Source organism: Streptomyces sp. NPDC087420 (assembly GCF_044744165.1).
In the GTDB taxonomy this organism is placed as follows: Bacteria; Actinomycetota; Actinomycetes; order Streptomycetales; family Streptomycetaceae; genus Streptomyces.
The window spans coordinates 1-25007 of sequence record NZ_JBIUXU010000002.1 but is presented as its reverse complement, the minus strand read 5'-3'; the positions used below and the strand labels follow the sequence as shown (position 1 = coordinate 25007).

General features: G+C 73.0%; 17 protein-coding genes, 2 tRNA genes and 1 riboswitch. Of the genes, 11 read left to right on the top strand and 8 right to left on the bottom strand.

The genetic code is table 11. The annotated features are described in order from the left end of the window. The first annotated feature begins 109 nt into the window (after positions 1-109). A tRNA-Lys gene (locus tag ACIO1C_RS03510) sits at positions 110-185 on the top strand. 141 nt (positions 186-326) lie between these two features. Then, positions 327-542 (top strand): hypothetical protein, encoded by a 216-nt coding sequence (locus ACIO1C_RS03505; RefSeq protein ID WP_401858097.1) that lies wholly within the window; start codon positions 327-329, stop codon positions 540-542. Positions 543-624: 82 nt separating this feature from the next. Here the strand turns inward: ACIO1C_RS03505 and ACIO1C_RS03500 are convergent, their stop codons facing one another. Then, positions 625-1278: an HAD family hydrolase gene (locus ACIO1C_RS03500; RefSeq protein ID WP_401859084.1), complete on the bottom strand. Its 654-nt coding sequence runs from the start codon at positions 1276-1278 to the stop codon at positions 625-627. A gap of 86 nt (positions 1279-1364) precedes the next feature. Between ACIO1C_RS03500 and ACIO1C_RS03495 the strand changes: the two genes are divergently transcribed. From ACIO1C_RS03495 to ACIO1C_RS03475, 5 genes are all read left to right on the top strand, one after another. Then, positions 1365-1589, top strand: a complete 225-nt coding sequence (locus ACIO1C_RS03495) for a hypothetical protein (protein WP_401858096.1) — start codon at positions 1365-1367, stop codon at positions 1587-1589. Between the two features lie 118 nt (positions 1590-1707). Further along, positions 1708-1781, top strand: a tRNA-Met gene (locus ACIO1C_RS03490). A gap of 473 nt (positions 1782-2254) precedes the next feature. After that, on the top strand, positions 2255-3391 hold the full coding sequence (locus ACIO1C_RS03485; protein WP_401859082.1) for a PP2C family protein-serine/threonine phosphatase: 1137 nt from the start codon (positions 2255-2257) through the stop codon (positions 3389-3391). Between the two features lie 293 nt (positions 3392-3684). Continuing rightward, positions 3685-3838: riboswitch (cyclic di-AMP (ydaO/yuaA leader) on the top strand. An 11-nt stretch (positions 3839-3849) separates the two neighbouring features. Then, a complete protein-coding gene (locus tag ACIO1C_RS03480) occupies positions 3850-4908 on the top strand; it encodes a M23 family metallopeptidase (RefSeq protein ID WP_401858094.1) in 1059 nt (352 codons plus the stop codon). Positions 4909-5008: 100 nt separating this feature from the next. Further along, on the top strand, positions 5009-5953 hold the full coding sequence (locus ACIO1C_RS03475; protein ID WP_401858092.1) for an aldo/keto reductase: 945 nt from the start codon (positions 5009-5011) through the stop codon (positions 5951-5953). Positions 5954-5968: 15 nt separating this feature from the next. Here the strand turns inward: ACIO1C_RS03475 and ACIO1C_RS03470 are convergent, their stop codons facing one another. The 4 genes from ACIO1C_RS03470 to ACIO1C_RS03455 all read right to left on the bottom strand — a co-directional run bounded on the left by ACIO1C_RS03470 (position 5969) and on the right by ACIO1C_RS03455 (position 11306). Next, entirely contained in the window at positions 5969-7258 is a 1290-nt protein-coding gene (locus ACIO1C_RS03470) for a PrsW family intramembrane metalloprotease (RefSeq protein WP_401858089.1), read from the bottom strand. Positions 7259-7308: 50 nt separating this feature from the next. Further along, a complete protein-coding gene (gene trmB / locus ACIO1C_RS03465; protein ID WP_401859080.1) occupies positions 7309-8082 on the bottom strand; it encodes a tRNA (guanosine(46)-N7)-methyltransferase TrmB in 774 nt (257 codons plus the stop codon). 241 nt (positions 8083-8323) lie between these two features. Then, positions 8324-9550, bottom strand: a complete 1227-nt coding sequence (lhgO, locus tag ACIO1C_RS03460) for an L-2-hydroxyglutarate oxidase (RefSeq protein ID WP_401858086.1) — start codon at positions 9548-9550, stop codon at positions 8324-8326. Positions 9551-9803: 253 nt separating this feature from the next. Beyond that, entirely contained in the window at positions 9804-11306 is a 1503-nt protein-coding gene (locus ACIO1C_RS03455) for a sporulation protein (protein ID WP_401858083.1), read from the bottom strand. A gap of 633 nt (positions 11307-11939) precedes the next feature. Here ACIO1C_RS03455 and ACIO1C_RS03450 point away from each other — a divergent pair. Further along, a complete protein-coding gene (locus tag ACIO1C_RS03450) occupies positions 11940-14117 on the top strand; it encodes an asparagine synthase-related protein (protein ID WP_401858080.1) in 2178 nt (725 codons plus the stop codon). A 499-nt stretch (positions 14118-14616) separates the two neighbouring features. On the opposite strand, the gene ACIO1C_RS03445 is transcribed toward ACIO1C_RS03450, so the two are convergent. Beyond that, on the bottom strand, positions 14617-16767 hold the full coding sequence (locus ACIO1C_RS03445) for a sigma-70 family RNA polymerase sigma factor (protein WP_401858077.1): 2151 nt from the start codon (positions 16765-16767) through the stop codon (positions 14617-14619). Between the two features lie 1163 nt (positions 16768-17930). After that, complete coding sequence (locus tag ACIO1C_RS03440) at positions 17931-18701, bottom strand: TetR/AcrR family transcriptional regulator (protein WP_401858075.1); 771 nt, start codon at positions 18699-18701, stop codon at positions 17931-17933. A gap of 344 nt (positions 18702-19045) precedes the next feature. On the opposite strand from ACIO1C_RS03440, the gene ACIO1C_RS03435 reads away from it, so the two are divergent. Both ACIO1C_RS03435 and ACIO1C_RS03430 read left to right on the top strand, forming a co-directional pair. Continuing rightward, positions 19046-20512, top strand: coding sequence for an NAD(P)/FAD-dependent oxidoreductase (locus ACIO1C_RS03435; RefSeq protein ID WP_401858072.1), 1467 nt, complete (start codon positions 19046-19048; stop codon positions 20510-20512). A gap of 235 nt (positions 20513-20747) precedes the next feature. Continuing rightward, positions 20748-22445 carry a SpoIIE family protein phosphatase gene (locus tag ACIO1C_RS03430; RefSeq protein WP_401858069.1) on the top strand — a complete coding sequence of 566 codons (1698 nt, stop codon included), beginning with the start codon at positions 20748-20750 and terminating at the stop codon, positions 22443-22445. Positions 22446-22465: 20 nt separating this feature from the next. On the opposite strand, the gene ACIO1C_RS03425 is transcribed toward ACIO1C_RS03430, so the two are convergent. Continuing rightward, positions 22466-23815, bottom strand: a complete 1350-nt coding sequence (locus tag ACIO1C_RS03425; protein ID WP_401858066.1) for an MFS transporter — start codon at positions 23813-23815, stop codon at positions 22466-22468. 111 nt (positions 23816-23926) lie between these two features. On the opposite strand from ACIO1C_RS03425, the gene ACIO1C_RS03420 reads away from it, so the two are divergent. Further along, positions 23927-24493, top strand: coding sequence for a MarR family winged helix-turn-helix transcriptional regulator (locus ACIO1C_RS03420; RefSeq protein ID WP_161312212.1), 567 nt, complete (start codon positions 23927-23929; stop codon positions 24491-24493). Positions 24494-25007 lie beyond the last annotated feature (514 nt).

Genomic DNA, 25007 nt, shown 5'->3' with positions numbered 1-25007 from the left:
GGCCGAAAATGCTGTGACACTACAGAGGTCATGATCCGCCTCGTGGTTCCCCGGCCACGCACCAGCCCCGCCGCTGGCTATGCTCGGGGGGTTCGGGGATGTCGCGCCGGGGCCGTTAGCTCAATTGGCAGAGCAGCGGACTTTTAATCCGTTGGTTGTGGGTTCAAGTCCCACACGGCCCACCACCTGTCGCCCGGCCCCCCACCGCCCGCGTCCGGGCCCGGTGGGCGGTCGGGGCGGGTTTGTCCGGGGGCGGGGTCCGGGGCCGGCAAAGAAGTGGCCGCCAGATGCTGCGGTCGGGGCGAGATCGTCGCACTCTTGGCCGTATGAATGACGTACCGATCGTCGTACACCGGGCGTCCGGGACAGGCGGCCGTCGGGTCACCGTCCGCGGGCGCATCATGGGGCTCGCCCACTCGGACGACCATCTGGTCGAGTTCCTGCGCCTGGCCGGCCTGCCCGACGCGTGGGATCTCCTCGACGATCCCACCTGGGTGGAGTGGCAGGGCGGCCAGGCGCACGAATACGCGGCGGGGGGATGACGAGTGCGTCGGGGATGACGAGGGCGCCGCTGGGTGAGGAGGCGTCCCCGCCGCCTTGTCGGGTGAGGCGCCCCCTTCTCCCTCACCCCTTCTCGCGCGCCGCCCGCACGATCGGGGTGAGCTGCGTCAGGTTGTCGATCCGCCAGTCCGCCGCCGCGACCACCTCCGGGTCGTCCGCCCACCGGTAGCCCCACGGGCCGCGCCGCAGATGCGCCGTGCGCAGGCCCTCCAGCTGGGCGGGGAACAGGTCGTACGCGGGATGGTCGCCCACGTACAGCGTCCGCTCCGGCGGGGCCTGGGCCGCCTCCACGACCCGGGCGAAGAACTCCCGGGTCGGTTTGGCGACCTCCCACTCGCCCGAGCCGGTGACCAGGTCGGCCGGGAGATCGAGGCGGCGCAGCAGCTCCAGGGCCCGTACGGTCTGGTTCCCGGCGAGGACGACCCGGACGCCGAGCGCCCGTAACGCGGCCAGGGCGGGCCGTACGTCCGGGTAGAGGTCCGACTCGTCGAGGTGTTCGCCGCGTCCCGCGGTCTCCCTGGCGCGGTACGCCTCGCCGATGTCCATGCCGGGTTTGATCAGCCGCAGGGCGTCGTTGCCGTCCCTGTTCTGCGCCGTCACGACACCGACCAGGGCGGAGATCGTGTGTCGGGGGACGCCCAGCCAGTCGGCCCAGGAGGCCCACTGCCGGTCGTCGCGTACGAGGGTCTCGCCGACGTCGAACACGATGGTTTCAATCACCGGTGCCACCCTAGGCGCTGGTGAGTGGCGGTTGGGGGGACACGCTCTGCCGATTGTCAGTGGCCCCCCGTAGCCTTACCTCCATGTCCGCTTCATCGTTCGACTCGTCTGCCTCCTCCGGTGTCGGCAATCTCGCCGGCACCCCTGTCGGCACTCCCGCGCGGTCCGCCGCCGTGGTCAATGGGGAGATCCGCGCCCTGTGGACGCGCGCCGGTGGCGCGCTGTCGGCCGCTGAGCAGGAGCGCTACCAGCGGCTTCTCGTGGAGTGGGCCGCCGCGGTGCGGGCCGACGTGGTGGAAGCGGCGTAGGGCAGCTCCGTACGGCTTCTCCGGCGCGGGGCGCGAGCGGTACCGAGGGGGGCGGTGAGCGGGGCGGCCGTAAATGGGAATGATCTTGGTCCGGATGGCGTAGAGTCAGGTTTACCGACGCGGGGTGGAGCAGCTCGGTAGCTCGCTGGGCTCATAACCCAGAGGTCGTAGGTTCAAATCCTGCCCCCGCTACTCAGTAGGACCGAAGGCCCGGATCCCCAGTGGATCCGGGCCTTCGGCGTTCCCGGGCAGGTGTCGCTCCCGGCCTCCGCCCGTGCGGTGGCGCCTTCGCGCGGGCCGCCGCGTACGGTGAAGGGGCAGTGGTGGAGCGATCGGTCCGTAGCCCACTCGGTCGATGGCGACTCGCCGCCCGGCGCGGCGGCGACCAGCCTGAGGTGAGCGCGGTACCGTCCGCAGCCGAAGCCGGACCGGGCAGGAGACCACAGGTGGGGAAGCTGAGGAAGCCGGGGCTGAGAAGGCCGGGGAAGGGCGCCGGTGAAGCGGGCTCCGGCTCGGGTGGTACGCGCCCCGCCGCCGGTACGCCCCGGCCGCCCGGCCCCGCCACCGGCTTCGGTACCCGCTTCGAAGGCGGCTTCGACCCCTCCGGCGGTACCGGCAGCACCCCGGTCGCGGTCGGTGGCGGCCGGATCCCGGACGGCGGCTTCATCGACCGGGGCGTGGGCGCGGAGCCCGGCCGTATCGGACGCAGGGTCGTCCGCTACCTGCCCGCGCTGGTGATCGTCGTCGGAGTGATCTTCGACTCCGCGACCCCCACCCGCTTCACCGCCTCGCCCTTCTTCTGCTCCGCCCCCCTGGTCGCCGCTCCGTTCTTCACCCCCCTGGGCACCCTGCTCACCGGCGTCGCCGCCCTCTGCACCGAACTGGTCCTGCGCCTCCTCGACGGCACGGTCGGGAGCGCCGACGCCATCACCGAACTGCTGACGGTCCTCACCGTCTCCGTCCTCGCGCTCGGCATCAACCGGGTCGTGCGCCTGAGCGGCGAGCGCCTCGCGTCCGCCCGGATCATCGCCGAGACGGCCCAGCGCGCCGTGCTGCCCAGACCCGCCGACCGGATCGGCGGACTGCACATCGCCGCGCGGTACGAGGCGGCGCAGGAGGGGGCGTTCATCGGCGGGGACCTGTTCGCCGTACAGGACACGCCGTACGGGGTGCGTCTGGTGGTCGGGGACGTACGGGGGAAGGGCCTGGAGGCGGTCGAGGCGGTGGCGGTGGTCATCGGGGCGTTCCGGGAGGCCGCCGAGCAGGAGAGTTCGCTGGAGGGGGTCGCGCAGCGGCTGGAGCGTGCCCTCACGCGCGAGGGCACGCGGCGGGACGGGATCGACGTCTTCGAGGGCTTTACCACGGCCGTGCTCGCCGAGATCCCGAACGACGAGGCGGTGGTACGGCTGGTCAACCGCGGCCACCCCGAGCCGCTGCTGACCCACGCGGACGGCGTGGTGGTGATGCTGGCACCCGGTGACCACGCGCTGCCGCTCGGGATGAGCGAGCTGGGCGCGTGGCCGGACCGCGCGGACGCGGAGCCGTTCCCGCCGGGGGCGACCCTGCTCTTCTACACGGACGGCCTGTCCGAGGCGCGCAACGCGAAGGGCGTCTTCTACGACGCGCGTGAACGGCTGTCCGGGCGGATCTTCCCGGGGCCCGACGAGATGCTGGACGCGCTCATCGGGGACGTACGCGTGCACACGGGCGGCGGCAACACGGACGACATGGCGCTGCTGGCGGTCAGCCGGCCCGTCCAGGGGCAGCCGGAACGGCGCAGGACGATGCCGGTCGTGCCCTAGGGCGCCCGATGCCCGATGCCCGATGCCCACCGTCCGACGCCCCACCACCCGTTCCGCACGCTCCGTGATCGCCGCGTACCGCTCCGCACAACGCCTGACCACCCGTCAGAAACCTCTGACCCCCCGAGTGGCCACCGAAGACGATCAACTCGCCCGCTTGCGCCTCGATGTGTCCCGTTACGTCCGTTGCGAATTCGTTAACGATCATCCGGAACAGCTTGGAATAAAGCCCATGTCTCTATTAACGTTCGATAACGCAGCGCGGTCGTCCCAGCCGTCGTAAGGACGGCGCCGTGCCGCACGCGCCGAATCCCGCAAGGGAACCGGGGAACCACCAATTGGGGTGAATCGGGGGCTTCTTGCTGCCTTGTGCCGCGAGAGCACCCGTAGGAGACCTTCCTGCTCCGAACCCGTCAGCTAACCCGGTAGGCGAGAAGGAAGGAAAGGAGCGCGCCCCAGTGGCGTCCAACAAGCCTGCCCTCGAAGCCCCCTTCGAAACGGAAACCTTCGAACCGCCGACGTTCGGCACCGAAGCGGACCGGACCTGGGGGGAGTGGAATCCCACCGAGGACTCCCTGCTTCCCCCCGTACGAGGCAGGCACCGCGTCGCCAAGCAGCGCGGACTGGCCCGCAGTTCCACGGTCCTCGGCGTCGGCGTCCTCGCCGCCGTCGGTGCGGGCGGCATCGCCACCGCGCAGGACAAGCCCGCCGTCTCCATATCCCTGCCCGATGCCATCACGGACAATCTTCCGGCCGCCAAGTCGCTGCCGGGCGTGGGTTCGCTGGGTACGGAAGAGGCCAAGCCGAGCGCGCTCGCCACCGACCCGCTGACCACGGCGGGCATGACCACCGCGGACTTCCAGCAGGGCGCCACCGACGCCGGCGAGGCGCTGCGCGCCCGCATCCTCCAGCAGGCCGAGGCGCAGCAGGCCGAGGCCGACGCCACGACCAAGGCGGCCGAGCAGACGGCGGCGGCCGAGAAGGCCGCGGCGGACGCGGAGAAGCGCCAGACCGAGGCCGAGAAGAAGATCCAGGCGGCGAAGGACAAGGCGGAGGCCGAGGCCAAGGCCAAGGCGGCCGCCAAGGCCGAGAAGGAGCGCCTGGCCAAGCTCGCGGAGAGCTACACCCTCCCCGTGGTCTCGTACACGATCACCTCCACCTTCGGCCAGGCCGGCTCCATGTGGTCCTCCGGCTACCACACCGGGCTGGACTTCGCGGCCCCGACCGGCACGCCGATCAAGGCGGTCCACAGCGGCACGGTCCAGTCGGCCGGCTGGTCCGGCTCGTACGGCTACCGCACGGTGCTGGAGCTCGACGACGGTACGGAACTGTGGTTCTGCCACCAGTCCTCGATGACCGTCACCGCCGGCCAGAAGGTCTCCACGGGCGAGGTCATCGGCCGCGTCGGCGCGACCGGCAACGTGACGGGCCCGCACCTGCACCTGGAGGTCCACGCCCCGGGCGGCACGGGCATCGACCCGATGGGCTGGCTCCAGAGCAAGGGCCTCAACCCGTAGCGGATCGATCGCGCGCCGGGGGCGGCGGAACAGCACCGGCCCCGGCGTTGTCGAGCCCGGGCCGGAATAGCCCCCGGCCCCCGCGTCGTTGGGGCAGTTCATGACAGATCTCCGCACCCTCGGCTCCTCCGACCTCCGGGTCTTCCCCCTCTCCCTCGGCGGCAACGTCTTCGGCTGGACGTCCGACGAGGCCGAATCCTTCGCCGTCCTGGACGCGTACGCGGCCGTGGGCGGCAACTTCGTGGACACCGCCGACACGTACTCCTCCTGGGCGCCGGGACACCAGGGCGGTGAGTCGGAGACCGTCCTCGGGAACTGGATCGCCGCGCGCGGCAACCGCTCCGAGGTGGTCGTCGCGACCAAGGTCGGCGCCCACCCCCAGTACAAGGGCCTGCGGGCGGCCACCATCAAGGGCGGGGTCGAGGAGTCGCTGCGCCGGCTCCGTACGGACTACATCGACCTCTACTACACGCACTTCGACGACCCCGAGGTGCCGGTCGAGGAGATCATCACCGCGCTGGACCAGCTGGTGAAGGACGGCAAGGTCCGGGCGATAGCCGCGTCCAACCTCAGCACCGAGCGGCTCGCCGCCTCGCTCGCCTTCTCCGAGAGTGAGGGGCTGGCCCGCTACGAGGTCCTCCAGCCCCGCTACAACCTGGTCTCCCGCGACACCTACGAGGGCCCGCTCCAGGACCTCGTGGCCGAGCACGGGCTGTCCACCGTGCCGTACTCGTCGCTCGCGGCGGGCTTCCTCACCGGCAAGTACCGCCCCGGGACCACGGTCGACAGCCCGCGGGCGGCGGGGGCGGGCGCCCACCTGGAGACCGAGCGCGGCCAGGCCGTGCTCGCCGCGCTGGACCGGGTCGCCGGGGCCCGTGGCGTCGAGGTCGGCACGGTCGCGCTGGCGTGGCTGGCGGCGCAGCCGACCGTGGTGGCCCCCCTGGCGTCCGCGCGGACCGTCGAGCAGCTGCCGGTGCTGCTGGCGTCGACCGGACTGGAGCTGACGGCGGAGGAGTTGGCGGACCTGACCGCCGCATCCGCGTAGCACGTGGGGGAGTTGTCAGTCGCGGTACGGGTTGTAGCCGTCGTAGTCGATGTACGGCGGCGGCACCCGTACCCGGCCCGTGGCCCGCGCCGCGTACGTGAGCGCGGGCCCGGCGATCCCCCTGCGCTGCCACAGGTGGTGCAGCAACTCCCGCTCCCGCTCGGCGAAGTCGGGCGCGCCGGCCTCACGCTCCGCCCGGTGGCGCAGGAAGGCCAAGGACGTCGCGAACGCCTCGTACTCCCCGACGGCCCGCGCCGCCCGCGCCCCGTACGCACGGCCCGCGAAGTCGCGTGCCATCGTGCGCGCCCGCATCGAGGAGAGCGCGAGCGGCGCGGCGGGGACCAGCCAGCCGGCGGCGGAGTACGCGGGCAACTCGGCGGAGATCGTGCGCAGTTCGCGCTGCCTGCTCCAGATCGCCAGCCAGGTGACCAGCCCGAGGACGGGCACCATGAACGCGCCGTAGACCACGTAGAAGCCGTACGGGCCGAAGAGCGCCGCCGAGCCGTTCCACAGCGCGTGCAGGCCCATCGCCACGACCAGGCCCAGCAGCGGCAACACCCCTCTGCGCAGCCTGCGGTGACGGGGTGCCGCCGCCGCCAGCCCGAAGCCGATGCCCGTCAGCACGGTGAAGAGCGGGTGGGCGAACGGCGACAGCACGATCCGTACGACGAAGGTGGCGACGGTCATGGAGGTGAGCCCGGAGCCGCCGGTGTACTGGTCCTCGCCGAAGGCGTTCCCGAGATAGAGGATGTTCTCGGTGAACGCGAAACCGGTGGCCGAGAAGCCCGCGACCACCACGCCGTCCACCAGCCCGGTGAACTCCCTTCTGCGGAACAGGAAGATCAGCAGGATCGCGCCGGCCTTCGCGCTCTCCTCGACGACCGGCGCTATCACGGTGGCGCCGAGGGACTCCGCGCCCCGCGGGTCGGCGGTCGCGGTGGCGATCCAGCGGGTGGCCAGGGAGTTCGCGAGGATTGCCACCAGGGCGGCGGCGCAGGCGCCCCAGGCGAACGAGAACAGCAGGTTGCGCCACGGGCCCGGCTCGACCCGGTCCAGCCAGCGGAACACCGTCATGAGCAGCGGTACGGGCAGGACGGCGAGGCCGAGGCCGACGAGGAAGCCCTCGGTGCCGGTCTGGTCCCGGACGAGCGCGAGGATCACCAGACCGCACAGGGCGAGCGTGGTGATGACCGCCGTCGCCCTGACCGCCCGGTGGGCCCAGAACGTACGGCGGCGCCAGAACACGCGGCGCGGCAGGGCGGGCCCGAGGCCGGGCGCGGGGAACTGCGGGGGCGGTGCTGACACCCGTCGACCCTAACCAGCGGCACCGGCACCTGGCGACGGTGCCTGATCGACTACTCCGCGTCACCCGAGGGGAGTTGGGGTGCCGGAGCGAGGTCGGCCGCCCGGCGGAACAGCACGTCGTGCACCGCGTGGCCCTTGTCGAGCCCCTGGCCCTCGAACCGGGTCAGTGGCCGGTACGCGGGGCGCGGCGCGTAACCGCCGTCCTCCTGGGTGTTCTCGAAGCCCGGATGCGCCGTGAGGAGCTCCAGCATCTGTTCCGCGTACGGCTCCCAGTCGGTCGCGCAGTGCAGTACGGCCCCGGGCCGCAGCCGGTCCGCGGCGAGGTCGAGGAACTCCGGCTGGATCAGCCGCCGTTTGTGGTGCCGGGTCTTGGGCCAGGGGTCGGGGAAGTAGACGCGCAGCCCGTCGAGGGAGGCGGCCGGCAGCATCTCCCTGAGGAGGATGATCGCGTCCCCGTTGGCCACCCGGATGTTGGACAGCCCGTTCCGCTCCGCGAGACGGATCAGGTTGCCCTGCCCCGGGGTGTGCACGTCCACGGCGAGAATCCCGGTGGCCGGGTCGGCGGCCGCCATCTGCGCGGTGGCCTCGCCCATCCCGAATCCGATCTCCAGGACGACGGGCAGCCCGCCGAACAGCGTGGCCGGGTCGACGGCGCGCTGCCCGTCGACGTCCAGCCCCCAGGTGGGCCACTTGCGGCGCAGCGCGTCGGCCTGCCCGGCGGTCACCCGGCTGCGGCGCGGCTGGAAGCTGCGGATACGGCGCTCGAAGTGCGACCCGGCCGGGTCGGCGGCGGGTCCGGTGCCGTTGGGGAACATCCGGCTCATGACCGTGCCGTGGTGGGCGGCGAGCCGCTTGGCGGTGTTGTCCTTGGAAGCGACGCGGTCGGGGGCGCCGCCCTCGGACGTCTCGGAGGCCTCGGGTGTCTCGGACGTCTCGGACGTCTCGGGTGTCTCGGCGATCTGGGTCATCTCGGTCTTCTCGGGCTCGGCCACAATGCCTCCGATTCTACGGAGTCCCCGGGCGGCCCCGACCTGCCGAGCCCCACCGGGCACCGCGGCCCCCGGCTCACCCCTCCGCCAGCACCTCCAGCACCCTCGCCGCCACCTCGCGCCCGATCGGCAGCGCCGCCGTCGCCGCCGGGGACGGGGCGTTCAGCACATGGACCGTGCGGGCCCCTCGCCGGATCAGGAAGTCGTCCGCCAGGGTGCCGTCCCGCAGCACCGCCTGCGCCCGGACCCCGGCCGCCGCGGGCCGCAGGTCCGCGTCCGTCACCGCGGGGAGCAGCCGCCGTACCGCCGTGGCGAACGCCCGCTTCGACAGCGAGCGGTGCAGCTCGGCCGCTCCGTACCGCCAGTGTTTGCGGGCGGTCCGCCAGGAGCCGGGCCAGCCGAGCGTGCCCGCCAGCTCCCCGGGGCGTACGTCCGACCACCGGTAGCCCTCCCGGGCCAGCGCGGGCACCGCGTTCGGCCCCACGTGCACCCCGCCGTCGACGGACCGCGTCAGGTGCACGCCGAGGAACGGGAACGCCGGGTCCGGCACCGGATAGACCAGCCCCCGGACGAGGCCGGGCCGTGCCAGCTCGAAGTACTCGCCCCGGAACGGCACGATCCGCATCCCCGGGTCGTCGCCCGTGAGCCGCGCCACCCGGTCGCACTGGAGCCCCGCGCAGTTCACCAGGGCGCGCGCCCGCACGACGTCCCCCGCGTCCCCGGCGCCCGTACGGACCGCGACCCCCCACGCGCGGCGGTCGACGACCGTCACCTCCGCGCCGTACCGCACCTCCGCGCCCGCCGCCCGCACCGACTCCGCGAGCTGCTCCGCGACCGCTGTGAAGTCGCACACCCCCGTCGTCCCGACGTGGATCGCCGCCAGGCCCCGTACCTGCGGTTCGTACTCCATGATCTGCGCCGGGCCCAGCTCCCGCACCGGAATCCCGTTCTCCCTGCCCCGCTGGACCAGGGCGTGCAGCCGCGGCAGCTCGTCGCGCCGCGTCGCGACGATCAGCTTGCCGGTGACCTTGTGCGCGATGCCGTACTCCGCGCAGAACTTGACCATCTCGGCCGCGCCGCGCACCGCGTACCGCGCCTTGAGGGACCCCGGGCGGTAGTAGACCCCGCTGTGGATCACCCCGCTGTTGTGGCCCGTCTGGTGCCGCGCGGGCCCCGCTTCCTTCTCCAGCACGACCACGCGGGTGCCCGGAGCGGCGCGCGTGATCGCGTACGCCGTCGACAGGCCGACGATCCCGCCGCCGATCACCAGCACGTCGCAGTCGAAGTCCGCGCGTCCGTCCATCGTGTGCCACCTCCCACCCCGATAGTGCACTGGCCCGCTGACAACGCCGCCAAACCACGAGCGGGCGGCCAGGTGCACCGGAGGTGATCCGGGGGCGTACGGTCGTGCCCGCCTCCGGACCGGCCCGGACGGGTCCGGGACGGCGGCGGGCGGGTCCGGGACGGCGGCGGGCGGGTCCGGGACGGCGGCGGGCGGACACAGCGGGCGTGCGCCGGCGCCAAGGCGTACACCAGCGCCAAGGCGGGCACCGGCGCTACGCCGGGGCGACCAGCAGCGGCCTGGCGCGCTCCCGCAGCTCGACCACGCGCGGCTCGTCGCCGTACGGCTCCAGGCGGTGCAGGAGATCGCGTACGTACTCCGTCGTCCTCGCCGACGAGATACGGCCCGCCACCTCCACCGCCCGGGTGCCCGCCGCGCACGCCGCGTCGAGATTCCCCGACTCCAGCTCCGCCACCGCGCTCACCACGAGGCGTAAACCGTGCGAGCGTACGAACTCCTCGGTCGGCCGGGACAGCGCCTGCTCCGTGAACCGCCGCACCTGGCGCGGCGCCTTGAGATCGCGGTAGCACTCGGCGGCGTCGGCCGCGAACCGGTCGTACGAGTAGAAGCCCAGCCACGCCGGATCCGCGTCGCCGTCGCGCGAACGCTCCAGCCACCCCTCCGCCGCCTTGAGCGCCGCCCCGGCCGCCACGGCGTCGCCCGCCTTCGCGTGCGCCCGCGCCTCCACCAGCCGGAAGAAGCTCATCGTGCGCGCCGTCGCGAGCCCCCGGTTGCGCTCCAGCGCCGCCTGCGCCAGGTCCACGCCCTCGTCGGCGAAGCCCCGGTAGGTCGCCTGGAGCGACATCGACACCAGTACGTACCCCCCGAGCGGCACATCGGCCGCCGCGCGCGCCAGCCGCAGCGCCTGGATGTAGTAGCGCTGCGCCGCCTCCTGCTGCCCGGTGTCGAAGGCCATCCAGCCGGCCAGCCTGGTCAGTTCGGCCGTCGCCCCGAAGAGCCCGCGGCCCACCTCGTCGCTGTACGCGCCGAGGAGCAGTGGCGCCGCGTCCACCCGCAGGCACTCGGGCACCATGGAGGAACGCCAGTCCCCGCCGCCGTACTTGGAGTCCCAGCGCCGGGCGTCGGACGCCGCCTCCCGGAGCTTGGCCACGTCGCTGTGGCCCACCCGCAAGGGTGAGATCTCCCCCGCGGAGTCGCCGCCGGGCCCGCCCTGACCGCCCGACACGCCGTGCGCGCCAGGGCCGTTGTGCGCTCCTTGCGCGGCCCGTGCGACCGTCGGATCCCGCGCCACGGACGAGTCCGCGGGTGTTATCAGCCACCGTGAGGCGGGGGTCGCGTAAGCGCTCACTGCGAAAGATCCGGCCAGCGACTGCCAGATGCCCCCGCTGCCCGCCCTGCGGCCCGCCAGGTCCAGCCGGTACAACTCCGTGGCGGAGCGCACCGCCTCGCCCACGTCGCGCGGGAAGGCGAGACCGACCTCGGGGGCCGGATCCGCGTCGGCCAGGCCGATCTCGTGGAGTGGGACAGGCCGTCCCAGTTTCGCCCCGATGGCGGCGGCGATGAGATGGGGCGCGGCACCCTGCGGCACCATCCCCTTCGACACCCACCGCGCCACGGAGGTCTTGTCGTAGCGAAGGGTCAGCCCGCGCTGCGCCCCCAGGTCGTTGACCCGCCGGGCGAGGCCGGCGTTGCTGATTCCCGCGAGGGCGAGAACGGTTCCGAGCTTTTCGTTCGGCCCGCGTAGCTCCCTGGACATGCGCCACCCCTCGACACACAGACGGCCGCCACGTCGCGGCATAGGCGCGCGGCATTCGTAAACCCAGCGTAGTTCGCCACATCCCGACCGTTAAGGGGCGGACTTCCCTATGGCGGGATTGTTGTCCGTGCGGGAGTCCGCGCGTAAGCCCCTGTCGTGATGTTCGTGCTCCGGGTGTGTGGCCGTGCGCCCGGCCGTGCGCTCTTGGCCCCGGAGGAGCGGGAGCGCTTCCATGAGTCCTGCGTGGGTCGGCCCACTGCGTACTGGAACCAGTGGGCTGGGGGACACCGCCGCCCCAATCCCCGCGGGCGGTGGATCAGTCCGGGAGGCGTTTTCCGCCTCCCGGACTGAACGTATGACGGCGTTTCGGAGCCGTGTCGAGCCCGGAGATTGGCTGAATGCTGCCTGTCTGCCGAGGGCTGTTTCCTGGCCATCCGGCCCATGCCAATGGCGCATTCGCATGTTCGCGCCTGTCGCGCGTCCGCCGCCCGGGGGCTACCGGCGGCCACTCCTGTGTGCTGTTGTCGTGGCAGCATGTCCCCGAACGGCTCGGATCGAGCTACTGTCCACGCTTCGGACCGAGCTCCCGGGACGGGCCTCGATGTGACTTGTCCACAGGCTGTGGAGGCGGCGATGCGCTGGTTGGTGGGGTGGAGCAGTATCGCCGCGCGTTTCGGAACGGCGGGCACGGCAGGGAGCGTCGGCGGGTCCGTGGCCGGCGCGGTGGGCGGGCACGCGGGCGGCAACGGCACGGCGGGATCCGTCGGGTTCGCCGACGGTGAGGGATCGGGCGGCGGTACGGTCCACCCGGTCGGCTCCCAACTCCTATGGGGCGACCCCGATCCGCTCTGGGCCGTGGGCGACTGGCGTCCCGACGAGGTACGGGTCGTCACCATCGACGCCGTCAACCGCCTCGCCATCCTGGGCTGTTGCGGCGCCACCGACGAACAACTCCGCGTCGGGCTCTTCGCGGCGCGCGGCGGGGCGCTGCGCCATCTCACGGCCTGGCCCGGGAGTTACACCGCCGTCGCGCAGATCGGCCGCCGGATCACCGTCGTCGGCGACCTGGCCGGCGCCAGGCCCGTCTTCTACACGCCCTGGGCGGCCGGCACCGCGTACGCCACCGCCGCCCTGCCGCTCGCCGACCTCATCGAGGCGCAGCTCGACATCGGCTACCTGGCGGCGCTCCTCGCCTGCCCGGAGAGCCCGGAGGCGCTGCGCGACGCCACCCCGTACGACGGGGTCAAACGCATCCCGCCGGGGCACGCCCTGATCCTGCGCGAGGGGTCCCGCGAGATCACCGGGTACGAACAGGTCGCCTCGCTCGCCGTCGCCGCGCCGCAACTCGACCCCGACCGGGCCGTCGAAGGCGTCCGGGACGCCCTGGTGGAAGCCGTACGGGCCCGGCTGACGGCCCCGCGCCACGCCCCCGAGACCCTGCCGCCGGACCCCGGGCCCGTCCCCGGCATGGGGCCCGCCGAACGGCGCGCCGCCCGCGGGGCGCCGGTGCCCGGCATCGGCGCCGACCTGTCGGGCGGCAGCGCGTCCGGGACGCTCGCGCTGCTCGCCGCCGGGCTGCCCGGCGCGCCCGGCACGATCCTCGGGCACGGCACCGGCGCGGGGGAGCGGCTGCTCGCCGTCACCTTCAACGACCTGGCCACCGGCGGGCGCGACGAGGCGGAGCTGGAGCGGGCGCGGTCCATCGCCGCGAACCCCCGGCTGCACCACGTCGTCGTCGCGGCGGGCGAGGAGGCCCTGCCGTACGCCGAGCTGGAGGGCCCGCTCACCGACGAGCCGGGCCCCTCCCTCGTCCTGGCCGAACGCAACCGGCGCAGACTCGCGGCGGGCAGCGCGGACCACTTCACCGGGGCCGGCGCGCGCGAGGTCCTGGACGCGCACCCCGCCCGCCTCGCCGACCTGCTGCTCGACCGGCGCCGACGCCACCTCCTGTCCCCCGTCGCGGCCGTCGCCAAGGCCGAAGGCGCCTCGCCCGCCTCGCTGTTCGTCCCGCTCACCGTCTACCGGGCCGCCCGCCGCCTGGCCCGTACGCCGTACCGCACCGGCCTCGAAGCCGCCGCCGCCCGCCTGCCCGAGGCCAACCGCTCGCCGCTCGCGCCCGCCGCGGACGGTCCGCTGGGCGCCTCGCTCGCGGCGCTCACCTGGTCCCGGCCCGGTCCGGCCGCCCGCTGGCTCACGGGCGAGGCGCTGGCCGAAGTATCGGTTCGCCTGTCGACCGCGGCGACCCGGCCCACGTCCGTCCCCCGCCCCGGCGAGGCGCGGGCGCGCGCGGCGCTCGCGCGGTACGCCGCGGACCACCGCGTACTGGAACAGGCCGCGGAGATCCGCAGCCAGCGCCTGCACGCCCCGTTCCTCGACAACCAGGTCGTCCGGGCCTGCCGCCTGCTGCCGGAGGCGCTGCGCGTCCAGCCGGGCGCCCGCGCGGACGTCCTGCGTACGGTCCTCGCGGGCGCCGGCATCCACGACCTGCCGCCGGGCTGGGGCGCGACGTCCCGGGCCGGCACGGCGGCGGCCACCCGGGCGGGCCTGCGCCTGGCCATCGGCGACCTGCTGGCCCTCTTCGACGCGCCGCTCCTGGCCGACGCGGGCCTGATCGAGGCCCGCGTGGTCCGCAAGGCGCTGCGGGCGGCGGCGGAGGGGGTGCCGGTGCCGCTGGACGGGCTGGCGGACCTGGTCTCCACGGAGCTGTGGCTACGGCGGTTGCTTTCGCGGCGAGGCACGTGCTGGACGGGGACGGCGGCGCCACGTCGTCGTGCGGTGGGGGTGGTGGCGCGGCCGACGTTGCGCTCTTGACCGTGCGTCTGCCCGTTGTCCGTTGCGCTTACTGATGTCCTCAATCGCCGGACGGGCTTGGTTTGTCGTGGTGGCGGGGGGCGGGGCCTCCGGAGGCAGGGGTGTCCGGACTGCTATCCTCACCGCGCTTCGCGCGAGTTGCGACGCTTTACGTCCGGACACCCCTGCCTCCTCCGACCCCGCCCCCCTCACGCCGGACGGGAGACTGAACGACCCCGCCCGCCCCGGGGTGGGCCGGGTTGTTTTGGCGCGGGCCTGGGAGGGGGACGGGCAGGGGTCGTGTCCGGAACGTAGAGCGTGTTTTGTGTCGCATGGCGATCGTTACCCAATACGACTGGCTGAACGCGACGTAAAACATGCAGTGCAGGACACGGCCCCTGACCGGCCCCCGGCAACAACCCGCACCAGGCCACCGGGCCGCAGCGGGCACAACCAAGCCCGTCCGGCGATTGAGGACAATCAGTAACCCGCGCCGCCCACCGGGCAAAGGCGCGGCCGATCACCGACACGCGATACGAGACCTCGCCCAGTCCGCCAGCGCCACCGTGTCGAACGGGGTCTCGGGGTCCACCACCAGCCGGATCGACCGCTGCCCCGCGATCCCCACAGACACCCGCACCGCCGCCCCACCCCCGCGCAGCACCGGGGACCGCCACAACCGCCCCCCGTCCCCGTAGACGGAGAACCGGACGGAACCGAGCCCGAGGGTCATGTCGTCCACCCCCACCATCGCCTCGTACGAGGTACAGCTCCGGTTGAGGTCGATCGTCACCGAGGACGGCGCGTGCATCGTCACGCCGTACGCGTACCGGGTGCCGCCGATCGAGACGCTCGACCGCTGCCAGAGCCAGCCGCTCCCGCCGAGCCGCACCTCGGGCGCGGTGCCGTCCCCGAGGACGCCGTACTCCAACTGGTTCACCTGGTACACGGCGGGCGCGGGCACGGGCAGAGGCGCCGGCTTCGCCGGCTTGGGCGTGGGCTTCACGACCGGCTTCACCGGCTTCGCCGAAGACCGCCGCGTCGCAGGCGCCGGAGAGGGCGTCCGGGACGGCGTGGCACGACGCGCAGGCGTAGGCGCAGACGTACGCGAAGGAGTGGACGGAGGCGAGGGCGTCGACAACCGGGGCGCAGGCCCAGGCGCAGCCGGCTTCGCCGGAGAAGGCACCGGAACCCCAGGAAGCACCGGCTGCGCCGCCGGCGGCTTCGCGTCCGGCCGGCCCGCGTCCTCCGGGCTGCCCGACAGGGCCCACACCAGACCGGCCGTCGCGACGACGACCAGCCCCGCGATACCGACCTTGACCGGTGCCCCGAGCCCCTCGGCGGCCGCGGCCCCGGAAGCGGAACCGGCAGCCGCGCCACCGGACGCGCCACCCGCAGCACCCCCGGCCGCAGCGGCGGCCCCCGCGGCCCCGCCGCCCGCGATGATCCCCGCCGCCTTGAGCGAATAGCCCGCCGCGAACCAGCCGATGACCGCGATCGGCACCAGCGCCGGGATCCCGGAGTTGACGTACGCCAACTCCCCCGCCGCCACGCGGCACTTCGCGCACGACTCCAGGTGCTTGCGCAGCCCCCGCTCGGCCCGCATCCGCAGCCCGCCGCGCGCGTACGCGCCGAGCCGGTCGGCATAACGCGCGCAGTCGCCGCCCGAGGTGAGCGCGGTGCTCACATGGGCCTGGAGGTACGCCTGCTTGAGACCCTCGCGCGCCCGCCCGGCCAGCACGGCCGTCGCGTTGGCGCTCAGTCCGAAGAGCGGCGCGACCTCGCTGGGCGACTCCTCCTCGACCGTGGTGTGCCAGAGCACCGCCTGCCAGCGCTCGGGGAGGCTGCGGAACGCCTGCATGGCGAGGGACTGCTCGGCGTCGTGCATGGCCCGTACGTCCGCGCCCAGGTCGAGCGTGTCCACGTCCGAGACCTCCGCGACGCGCGCGGCCTGCGTCGCGAACGCCGCGAAGTCGTCGACCAACTGCTCGCGCTTCGCGGACTTCGTCCAGGACGCGGCGACGCGCCGTACGGTCGTCAGCAGGTAGGCACGGACCGCCTGCTCGGGCCCGGCCCCGCCGCGCACCGCCTGGAGCGTACGGGCGAACACCTCGGCCGTCAGGTCGTCGGCGGTGTGTGCGTCACGGCAGCAGGTACGGGCATAGCGGCGCACCGCGTCCGAGTGCCGGCGGAACAGCTCCTCGTACGCGCTGTCGTCGCCGTCCCGCATCCGCTGGACCAGGTCCGCGTCCGACCTGGGCAGGCCGGCGGCCGGCAGCTCCAGCGTCGGCACGTCGACGTCCTCGCCGAACCGGGGATCGTCCTCGCTCCCACGCTCCCGCTGCGTCGGCACGCTGCCGTCCCCGCCGGGCAGGGGCAGAAGACCGCCGCCCCCAAGACCGGCACTACCGGGCCCGGTAGCGGGCCCAGGCACCACCACAGGCCCGGGCACCCCCGCACCCCCACCGCCTTCGCTGGGCCCACCCTGCTCGGGCACACCGGCCTGACTGGGTCCGCCCTGCTCGGGCACACCGGCTTCACTGGGCCCTCCCTGCCCCGGCACACCGGCCTCGCTGAGTCCGCCTTGCTCCGGCACGGCCGCGTCGCTTGGCCCACCGCGCTGCGGCACAGCCGCCTCGCTCGGACCTCCCTGCTCCGGTACGCCCGGCATACGCGGACTACCCGGCGCGCTCGGGGCACCCGACACGCCCGACACGCCAGGGCCACCAGGACCGTAGGGGCCAGCAGAGCCATGGGGACCCCCCGGCCAACCGGGCCCACCAAGGCCTCCCGGCCCACTGGGACCCCCCTGCCGACCAGGACCTTCCGGACCTCCCGGGCCATCGAGCCGACCGGGGCCTTCCGGCCCACTGGAACGGCTGGCCCCACCGGGACCCCAATGCCGGCCGGGACCTTCCGGATCGCCCGGCCCACCAGGCTCACCCGCGCCTCCCGGCGCACCAGAGGCCCCCGGCTCACCGAGACGGCCAGGGACCCCAGGGCCACCGGAACCATCGGACCGACCAGGCCCACCAAGGCCTCCCGGCCCACTGGGACCCCCTTGCCGATCAGGACCTTCCGGACCTCCCGGGCCATCGAGCCGACCGGGGCCTTCCGGCCCACTGGAACGGCCGGACCCATCGGGACCCCAATGCCGACCGGGGCCTCCCGGAACACCCAGACCACCCAAGCGGCCCCCCGGCCCACCGGCCCCACCCGCGCCTCCCGGCGCGGACGGCTCCCTGGGGCCGCCCTGGTTGGGCACCTGCCAGGACGCCGGGCCGTCAGACTCCGTACCCTCCGTACCCCCCTCGGCGCCGCCACCAGGCGGCTCCGCACCGCCACCAAGTGGCTCGTCCCGTCCATCACCGCTCATCGCGGAAGCCCCCGCACGCACTGTCCGACCCACACACCCGGTCAGCGTGCCACAGCGCGCCGCGCCCAAGCCCTCTCAAGCTCCGCAACCACTCGTCCGGGGTCGTTTCCCGGGCCCGAGCCCCACACTTCACCCGTTCGGGGAAGCCTCAACAGCGCCTGAAAGTACGCCAGTTCGAGGAAAGTCGCGCGACGAAGGCCGCCCGGCGCGGGCTGGTGGGGGCACCCGGTGCGGACCGGTAAGTCCACCCCGCGCCGACAGCCGCAGGCGCCTCGCGCCGCCCGCCGCGCGCACTCCGCGCCAACCGCCTCAGGCACCCCGCGCCGCAGGCACCCCCGCCGCCCGCCGCGCGCACTTCGCGCCGAACGCCAAAGGGCACCCCGCCGACCGCCAAAGGCACCCCGCACCGACCCGTGCACGAGCCCGGGCGCACGCCCCCCGCCCGGCCCCGCCGCTCCTCATGCCGGGCGTGACCGCAGCCCCTCCAGCAGGATGTCCAGCAGCCGTGCCGAAGCCGCCGCCTGGTGCGCCGCGTCCGGCAGCGACGGCGCCGCCGTGGCGATCACCAGCAGGACATCCGCCACCGTCACGTCGACGCGCAGCTCACCCGCCTCACGGGCCCGTTCCACCAGCTGCCCCACGACCTCCAGCAGCTCCACGGCCCCCGGATCGTCCAGGTCGTCCACCGACAGGCGCGGTTCGACCACCCGCAGGTCCGGCTGGCCCGCCTGCCGCTGCTGAGGCACCCGCGCCTCGGGCGCCTGACCGCGCATCCCCGCCTCGGGCGCCTGACCGCGCGCCCCCGCGGGGTCGTCGCCGTCCACGCCCACCCGTAACACCTGGGGAGGCAGCAGCCGCCCGGCGCCGGACGCCACCGACGTACGGAGGAAGCGGGAGAGGGCCGACCACGGCTCCTCCTCCTGCCCCAGCGCCGTACGCGCCTGGTCCGTCAGCCGGGAGGTCTCCTCCTCGGCTATCCGGCGCACCAGCACGTCCTTGCTCGGGAACCGCCGGTAGACCGTGCCGACACCCACCCGGGCCCGGCGCGCCACGTCCTCCATCGGCGCCCCGTACCCCAACTCGCCGAACACCTCGCGAGCCGCTCGCAGTACATGCTCCAGATTGCGCTGTGCGTCCACGCGGAGCGGAGCTGATCGCCCGCCCGCACCCAACCGGCCTTCCCCGTCCGAGACGACGGCAGCCTGCCAATGCGAATCCTGAATGTGCATAAGCGTTCCCCCGGTAATGATGTCTCCCCCCGGAGACTCCCCGCTTGACAGTCGACGATGTGAGCCTGTCCCGTCACAGGCCGTACACCCCGACGAGGTACGAACATAGTTGAGCCCGGGTCAATTCAGAAGGGGGTAGTTCCGCACGGAGCATGCCCCGATCGGAGCAAGGACCGGAAGATGGGTGATTCAACCATCTCCCTCACCCCTCTCCACCCCTTCTGACCTGGCTTCCTCCAGCATTACCGGCGCATTTGCGTACCCCGGTTCGCCGACCGCCTCCGGTCACACAATTTGTCGGGGCTGTGGACAAAGCCTTGAGGGCGTTGCGTCATGGGGGAGTGATGGCTGAGATCTCCCGGGGGACGACCCCCGCACCCCCGCCCGCCGCGCCTCCCGCGCGCATTCTTGTCGTCGGTGGCGGCTACGTCGGCATGTACACCGCGCTGCGCCTCCAGCACCATCTCAGGAGCGGCGAGGCCGAGGTCACCGTCGTCACCCCGGAGCCGTATATGACGTATCAGCCATTCCTCCCGGAAGCGGCGGCCGGGAACATCTCGCCCCGCCACGTCGTCGTCCCGCTCCGGCGCGTGCTGTCCGGGTGCAAAATCGTCCTCGGCGAGGCCGTCTCCATCGACCACGCCCGGCGCACCGCCACCCTCAGGACCCTCGGTGCCGAGGACGAGGGCGACGGCACCGTCGACGTCACCTACGACGAACTCGTCCTCGCCCCCGGCTCCGTCTCGCGCACCCTCCCCGTCCCCGGCCTCGCCGAACACGGCATCGGCTTCAAGACCGTCGAGGAGGCCATCGGCCTGCGCAACCACGTCATCGAGCAGATGGACATCGCCTCCTCCACCCGCGACCCCGCCCTCCGCGACGCCGCCCTCACCTTCGTCTTCGTCGGCGGCGGCTACGCGGGCGTCGAGGCCCTCGCCGAGCTGGAGGACATGGCCCGCTACGCCACGCGGTACTACCACAACCTCAAGGCCGAGGACCTGAAATGGATCCTCGTCGAGGCGACCGGCCGGATCCTCCCCGAGGTCGGCGAGGAAATGGGCCGCTACGCCGTCCGTGAGCTGCGCGCCCGCAACATCGACGTACGGCTCGACACCCGCCTCGACTCCTGCGAGGACCGCGTCGCCGTCCTCAGCGACGGCACCCGCTTCCCCACCCGCACCCTCGTCTGGACGGCCGGCGTCAAACCCCACCCGGTCCTCGCCGCCACCGACCTCCCCCTCAACAAACGCGGCCGCCTCACCTGCACCCCCCAGCTCGGCGTCGAGGGCGCCGACCACGCCTGGGCCGCCGGCGACGCCGCCGCCGTACCCGACCTGACCGCCGCCGAACCGGGCACGGAGTGCGCGCCCAACGCCCAGCACGCCGTCCGCCAGGCCAAGCTCCTCGCCGGGAACATCCTCGCCTCCCTACGTGGCGAACCCCTCCAGGACTACCGTCACAAGTACGCGGGCTCCGTGGCGTCCCTCGGGCTCCACAAGGGCGTGGCGCACGTCTACGGCCGCAAGCTCAAGGGCTATCCGGCCTGGGTGATGCACCGCGCGTACCACCTCAGCCGCGTCCCCACGTTCAACCGCAAGGCCCGGGTGCTCGCGGAATGGACCCTCTCGGGACTCTTCAAGCGGGAGATCGTCTCCCTCGGCTCACTGGAACACCCGCGCGCCGAATTCGAACTCGCCGCGGGAGGCCGGAAGACCGACGCCGCGGGCGGTTGGAAGACCGGCGCAGCGGAAGGCTGGAACACCGAGGACACGCCCAAGGACACGCCGGACGACCCGTCCAAGGACCGCTGACGCCCACGCCGGTGGACGGGACGCGTCACCGGCGGCATCACCGGTGATCCCGACGACCGGCGCTCCGCCGGTGCCCGCCGCCCGTCCGGTCGGCGACACTGGAGCCGTGACCCGCGTGTGACCATAGGTGGGCTCACCTCTGCACAGAGTGATCCGGTGCACCGACTGATCCGGCACGTTCGGCTCCGCTCGGCCAAGACGAACAGCAACACGACCCCATGAGGCCTGAACAGACGTGAATTTCACGCGTTGGAGCGCCCGGCTCCCCGGTACGCAGCGCCGCGCCGCCGCGCGGACCGACCGCGGCTCCGTGCCCGCGGCCCGTGGTGAGTACGAGCGGCAGCCCGACCCCGCGCCGGACGGCGTCCCCTCCTTGGAGGACCTCTCCGTACGGGAGGTCCTGGGCGAACTACCCGCCCTGGTGGCCCTGGTGTACGGCCCCGAGCATCGCCTCGCGTACGTCAACGGCGCCTACGCGGCCGCCTTCGGCCCCCGTACCGTCGGCACGCTCGTGGCGGACAGCTGCCCCGAACTCGCCGAGCTGGGCCTGCTGCCGCTCCTCGACCAGGTGCTGCGCAGCGGCAAGCCCCGTACGGTCAAGTCCCGCAAGGTCCACGTCCGCGCCCGGTCCGACCGGCACCAGGACGGCCAGGACGCCCAGGACGGCCACGACCGCCAGGACAGGCCCGACAGCGGCGAAGGCTCCTACACGGTCACCTGCACCCCCGTCGGCTGCGCGGACTCCGGCGGTGTCCTCATCTTCGCCGCGGACGTCACCGACCACGCCGAGGCCGCCGAACGGCTCCGCACCAGCGAGCGCAGGCACCGGCAGACCGCCGTCACCCTCCAGCGCTCCCTCCTCCCGCAGGAGTTGGAGCAGCCCGACGACCTGCGCGTCGCCGCCACGTACCAGCCGGGCGGCAAGGACGCGGCGGTCGGCGGCGACTGGTACGACGTCATCACCCTCGGTGCCGGCCGTACGGCCCTGGTCATCGGCGACGTGATGGGCCGGGGCGTCCGCGCCGCCGCCGTCATGGGCCAACTCCGCACCGCCGTACGGGCCTACGCCCGCCTCGACCTGCCCCCGCACGAAGTGCTGCAACTCCTCGACGGACTCGCCGCCGAGATCGACGCCAGCCAGATCGCCACCTGCGTCTACGCGGTCCACGACCCCGACGAGGGCCGCCTCGTCTACGCCTCCGCCGGCCACCTGCCGATCCTGGTACGCGACGAGGACGGCGCGGTCGAACGGGCGGCGGACCCCACGGGCCCCCCGCTCGGCACCGGCGGCTGGCAGCACACCTCGGGCAGCATCGCGCTCCCGCCCGGCTCCACGGCCGTCCTCTACACGGACGGCCTGGTCGAGCGCCGGGGCGAGGACATCGACGAAGGCATCGAGTCCCTGGAACGCGCCCTCGCCGGCGCCAACGGCTCGCCCCAGGTCGTCTGCGACCGCCTGATCCGCTCCCTGGGCGTGACGGCCGACCACGACGACGACGTGGCCGTGCTCGTCCTCCAGTACCCGGCGCGTACGGGCCCCGACGCGGAGCTGTTCCACAACGCGGCACTCGACCTGCTCGGCGGCGTCGAGGCCGCCCCGCGCGCCCGCGCCTTCGCCTCCGGGGTGCTCTCCTCCTGGCGGTTCCCGGTCGAACTGTGCGACCTGGGCGTGCTCGCCACCAGCGAACTGGTCGCGAACTCCCTCCAGCACGGCACCCCGCCCATGCGCCTCAGACTCCGCCGCACCGACCGCCGGCTGATCATCGAGGTGACGGACGGCGACGACCACCTGCCACGCCGCCGCCGCGCCGAACCGGCGGACGAGGCGGGCCGCGGCATCTCCATCGTCGCGACGATCGCCTCGTCCTGGGGATCCCGCCGCACCCCGGGCGGCGGCAAGGCCGTCTGGTGCGAGTTCGCCCTGCCGCGCTGACGCGCGACCGCCGTGAGCGGTCAGCCCACCCGCTCCGGTACGGGCCGCGTCCTTACGGGCTCCGCCTTCTCCGCGCCCTCCGGCAGCCGCCGCGCGACCACCCGCGAGGCAGACACCGGCGAAGGCCGGTCCTGCGCGGGCGTGAGCCGCCGGCCGAGCCGCAGCGCCAGCACGGTGATCCCCAGCGAGAACAGCACGAACGTCACGATGTACGGCCCGTGCAGCGACGCCCCCATCGGACCGCCCACCGCCGGACCGACCGCCAGCGCCAGCTGCTTGACCAGCGCGAAGGCGGAGTTGTACTGCCCGACCATCGACGTCGGCGCCAGATCGGCCACCAGCGGCGCGACGGTCGGCGCGAGCATCGCCTCACCGAGCCCGAAGAGCGCGTACGTGGAGATGAACGCGGCCGTCGCCATCGTCGTACTCCCGTGCCCGAGCCCCGCGTACCCCGCGACGATCCAGGCCACGGTCCAGATCAGCCCGACAGCCGCGATCACGCGCGTACGGCTCCGCCGCTCGACCAGCCGCAACACCACGAACTGCGCGATCACGATCACCGCCGTGTTGGCGGCCAGCGCGACCCCGAGCGTCGAGGGATCGATCCCCGCGGCCTCGGTGCCGTACGCGGCGAGCCCCGACTCGAACTGCCCGTAACAGGCGAAGAACACCACGAAGCCCAGTCCGAGCAACTGCACCATCGCCCGGTGGCGGAGCAGCGCCCGCACCCCGCCCCCGGCGCGCCCGGCGGCGTCGGTGTCCTTGGAGTCTTTGGACAGCGCGCTCACGGCGAAGGCGGCCGGACGGGGCAGTCTGACCGAGGCGGCCATGCCCGCCAGGACGAGGAACATCACGGCCTCAATGGCGAAGAGCAGCGTGAAGCTGCCCGGCCGGTCCTGGTCGACGATCTGCCCGCCGACCAGCCCGCCGACCCCGAGCCCGAGGTTCGCCAGGAAGAACTGGGTCGCGAAGGCCCGCGTCCGCGTCGCCGCCGTCGAGCACCACACGATCATCGTGGCCAGCGCCGGCTGCATGACGGCCGTACCGGCACCGAGCAGCGCCGCCGACATCACCGCCGTCGGCACGCTCCCCGAGAACCCCATGGCGAGGGCCCCCGCCGAGGCCAGCACCGCCCCGCTCACCAGGACGGGCAGCGGACCGCGCCGGTCGATGATCCGGCCGGTGAAGGGGAGGACAACAAGAGCGGCCATGGCGAAGACCGCCAGCACCACACCGGCGGTACTGGCGCCCAGATCCCGCACCTGAGCCACGTACACATAGAGGTACGGGACCGTGAACCCCAGCCCGAACGCGCCCAGCGCGTTGCCCGCCTGGATCCTGCGCATGGCCGCGCCCAACTCCCTGGTCACACTCACCCACCTAAGAACTGACGTCCGAAGACTTAGAAGCTAAAGTTAAGACCTTAACAATACACATCGAAGGACTTAGAAGCCTACGCATATGCGTGCGATACTTCCCCGATGTCCGACACCCCGGCCAAGCCCGCCCCGCAGGGCCTCCAGGAGCCGAGCCTCGACGAGCAGATCGCCGCCTACCAGCGCGAATTCCGCGACCTCGACCCCCAGGTCGAGAAGATCGTCTCGGCGCTGGGCCGCCTGAACCGCCGCATGAACGTCGCGTACGGCCGGCAGGTCGCCGACCTCGGCATCAGCAATGCCGAGTGGGAGGTCCTCAAGACCCTCGTGGTCTCCGGAGCCCCCTACCGCCTGGGCCCCGGCGAACTCGCCAAGCGCCTCGGCCTCACCCCGGCCGCCATGACCCACCGCATCGACCGCATGGCGGGCGACGGCCTGGTCACCCGCGACCGCGACGAGAACAACCGCGTACGGGTGATCGTGGAGCTGACCGACGTGGGCCGTACGAAGTGGCTCGCGGCCATGCGCATGGCGTCGGACTTCGAGGAGGAGCTGCTCCAGGACCTCTCGGGCGACGAGCGCGGAGTGCTGGGCGAGATGCTGATCCGCCTGCTGCGCAGGGTGGAACACGCCCAGCCGGACGCGGGCGGACGGCTGACGGATCTCGACTGAACGGGGGCTTGACAGCCCCCTGCCGGATCCGTAAGGTTCTTCGAGTTGTCACGGGGCCGGTACGGCCCGGCGGCAGCCACTCCCGCCGCGGATGCGGCACCCAAACTCAGCACGATCTCCCAGCCGGGATGTATTTTCGCATGCCGAAATACATTTCGAACTCCCGATCTCTCGATTATGAGTCGCCTGGGGAATCCGCTAGTGTTCGGGACGTCGGAACGGCCGAAGGGCCGGGACGGCACACCCCCTCTGACTGGGAATCAGGCCCGAAAGGTTCTGGTAGAGTCGGAATCGCTGGAAAGGGAAACGCGAAAGCGGAAACCTGGAAGGCGGCCCCGCCGGCCGGGGAAATCGGATACGAAAGCATCTGATAGAGTCGGAAACGCAAGAACAGAACAACAGCAACACAAAATGAAGTACCGAAGGGAAGCGCCCGGAGGGCCCCGGAGACGGGACCGAAGGAAGCGTCCGTTCCTTGAGAACTCAACAGCGTGCCAAAAGTCAACGCCAGATA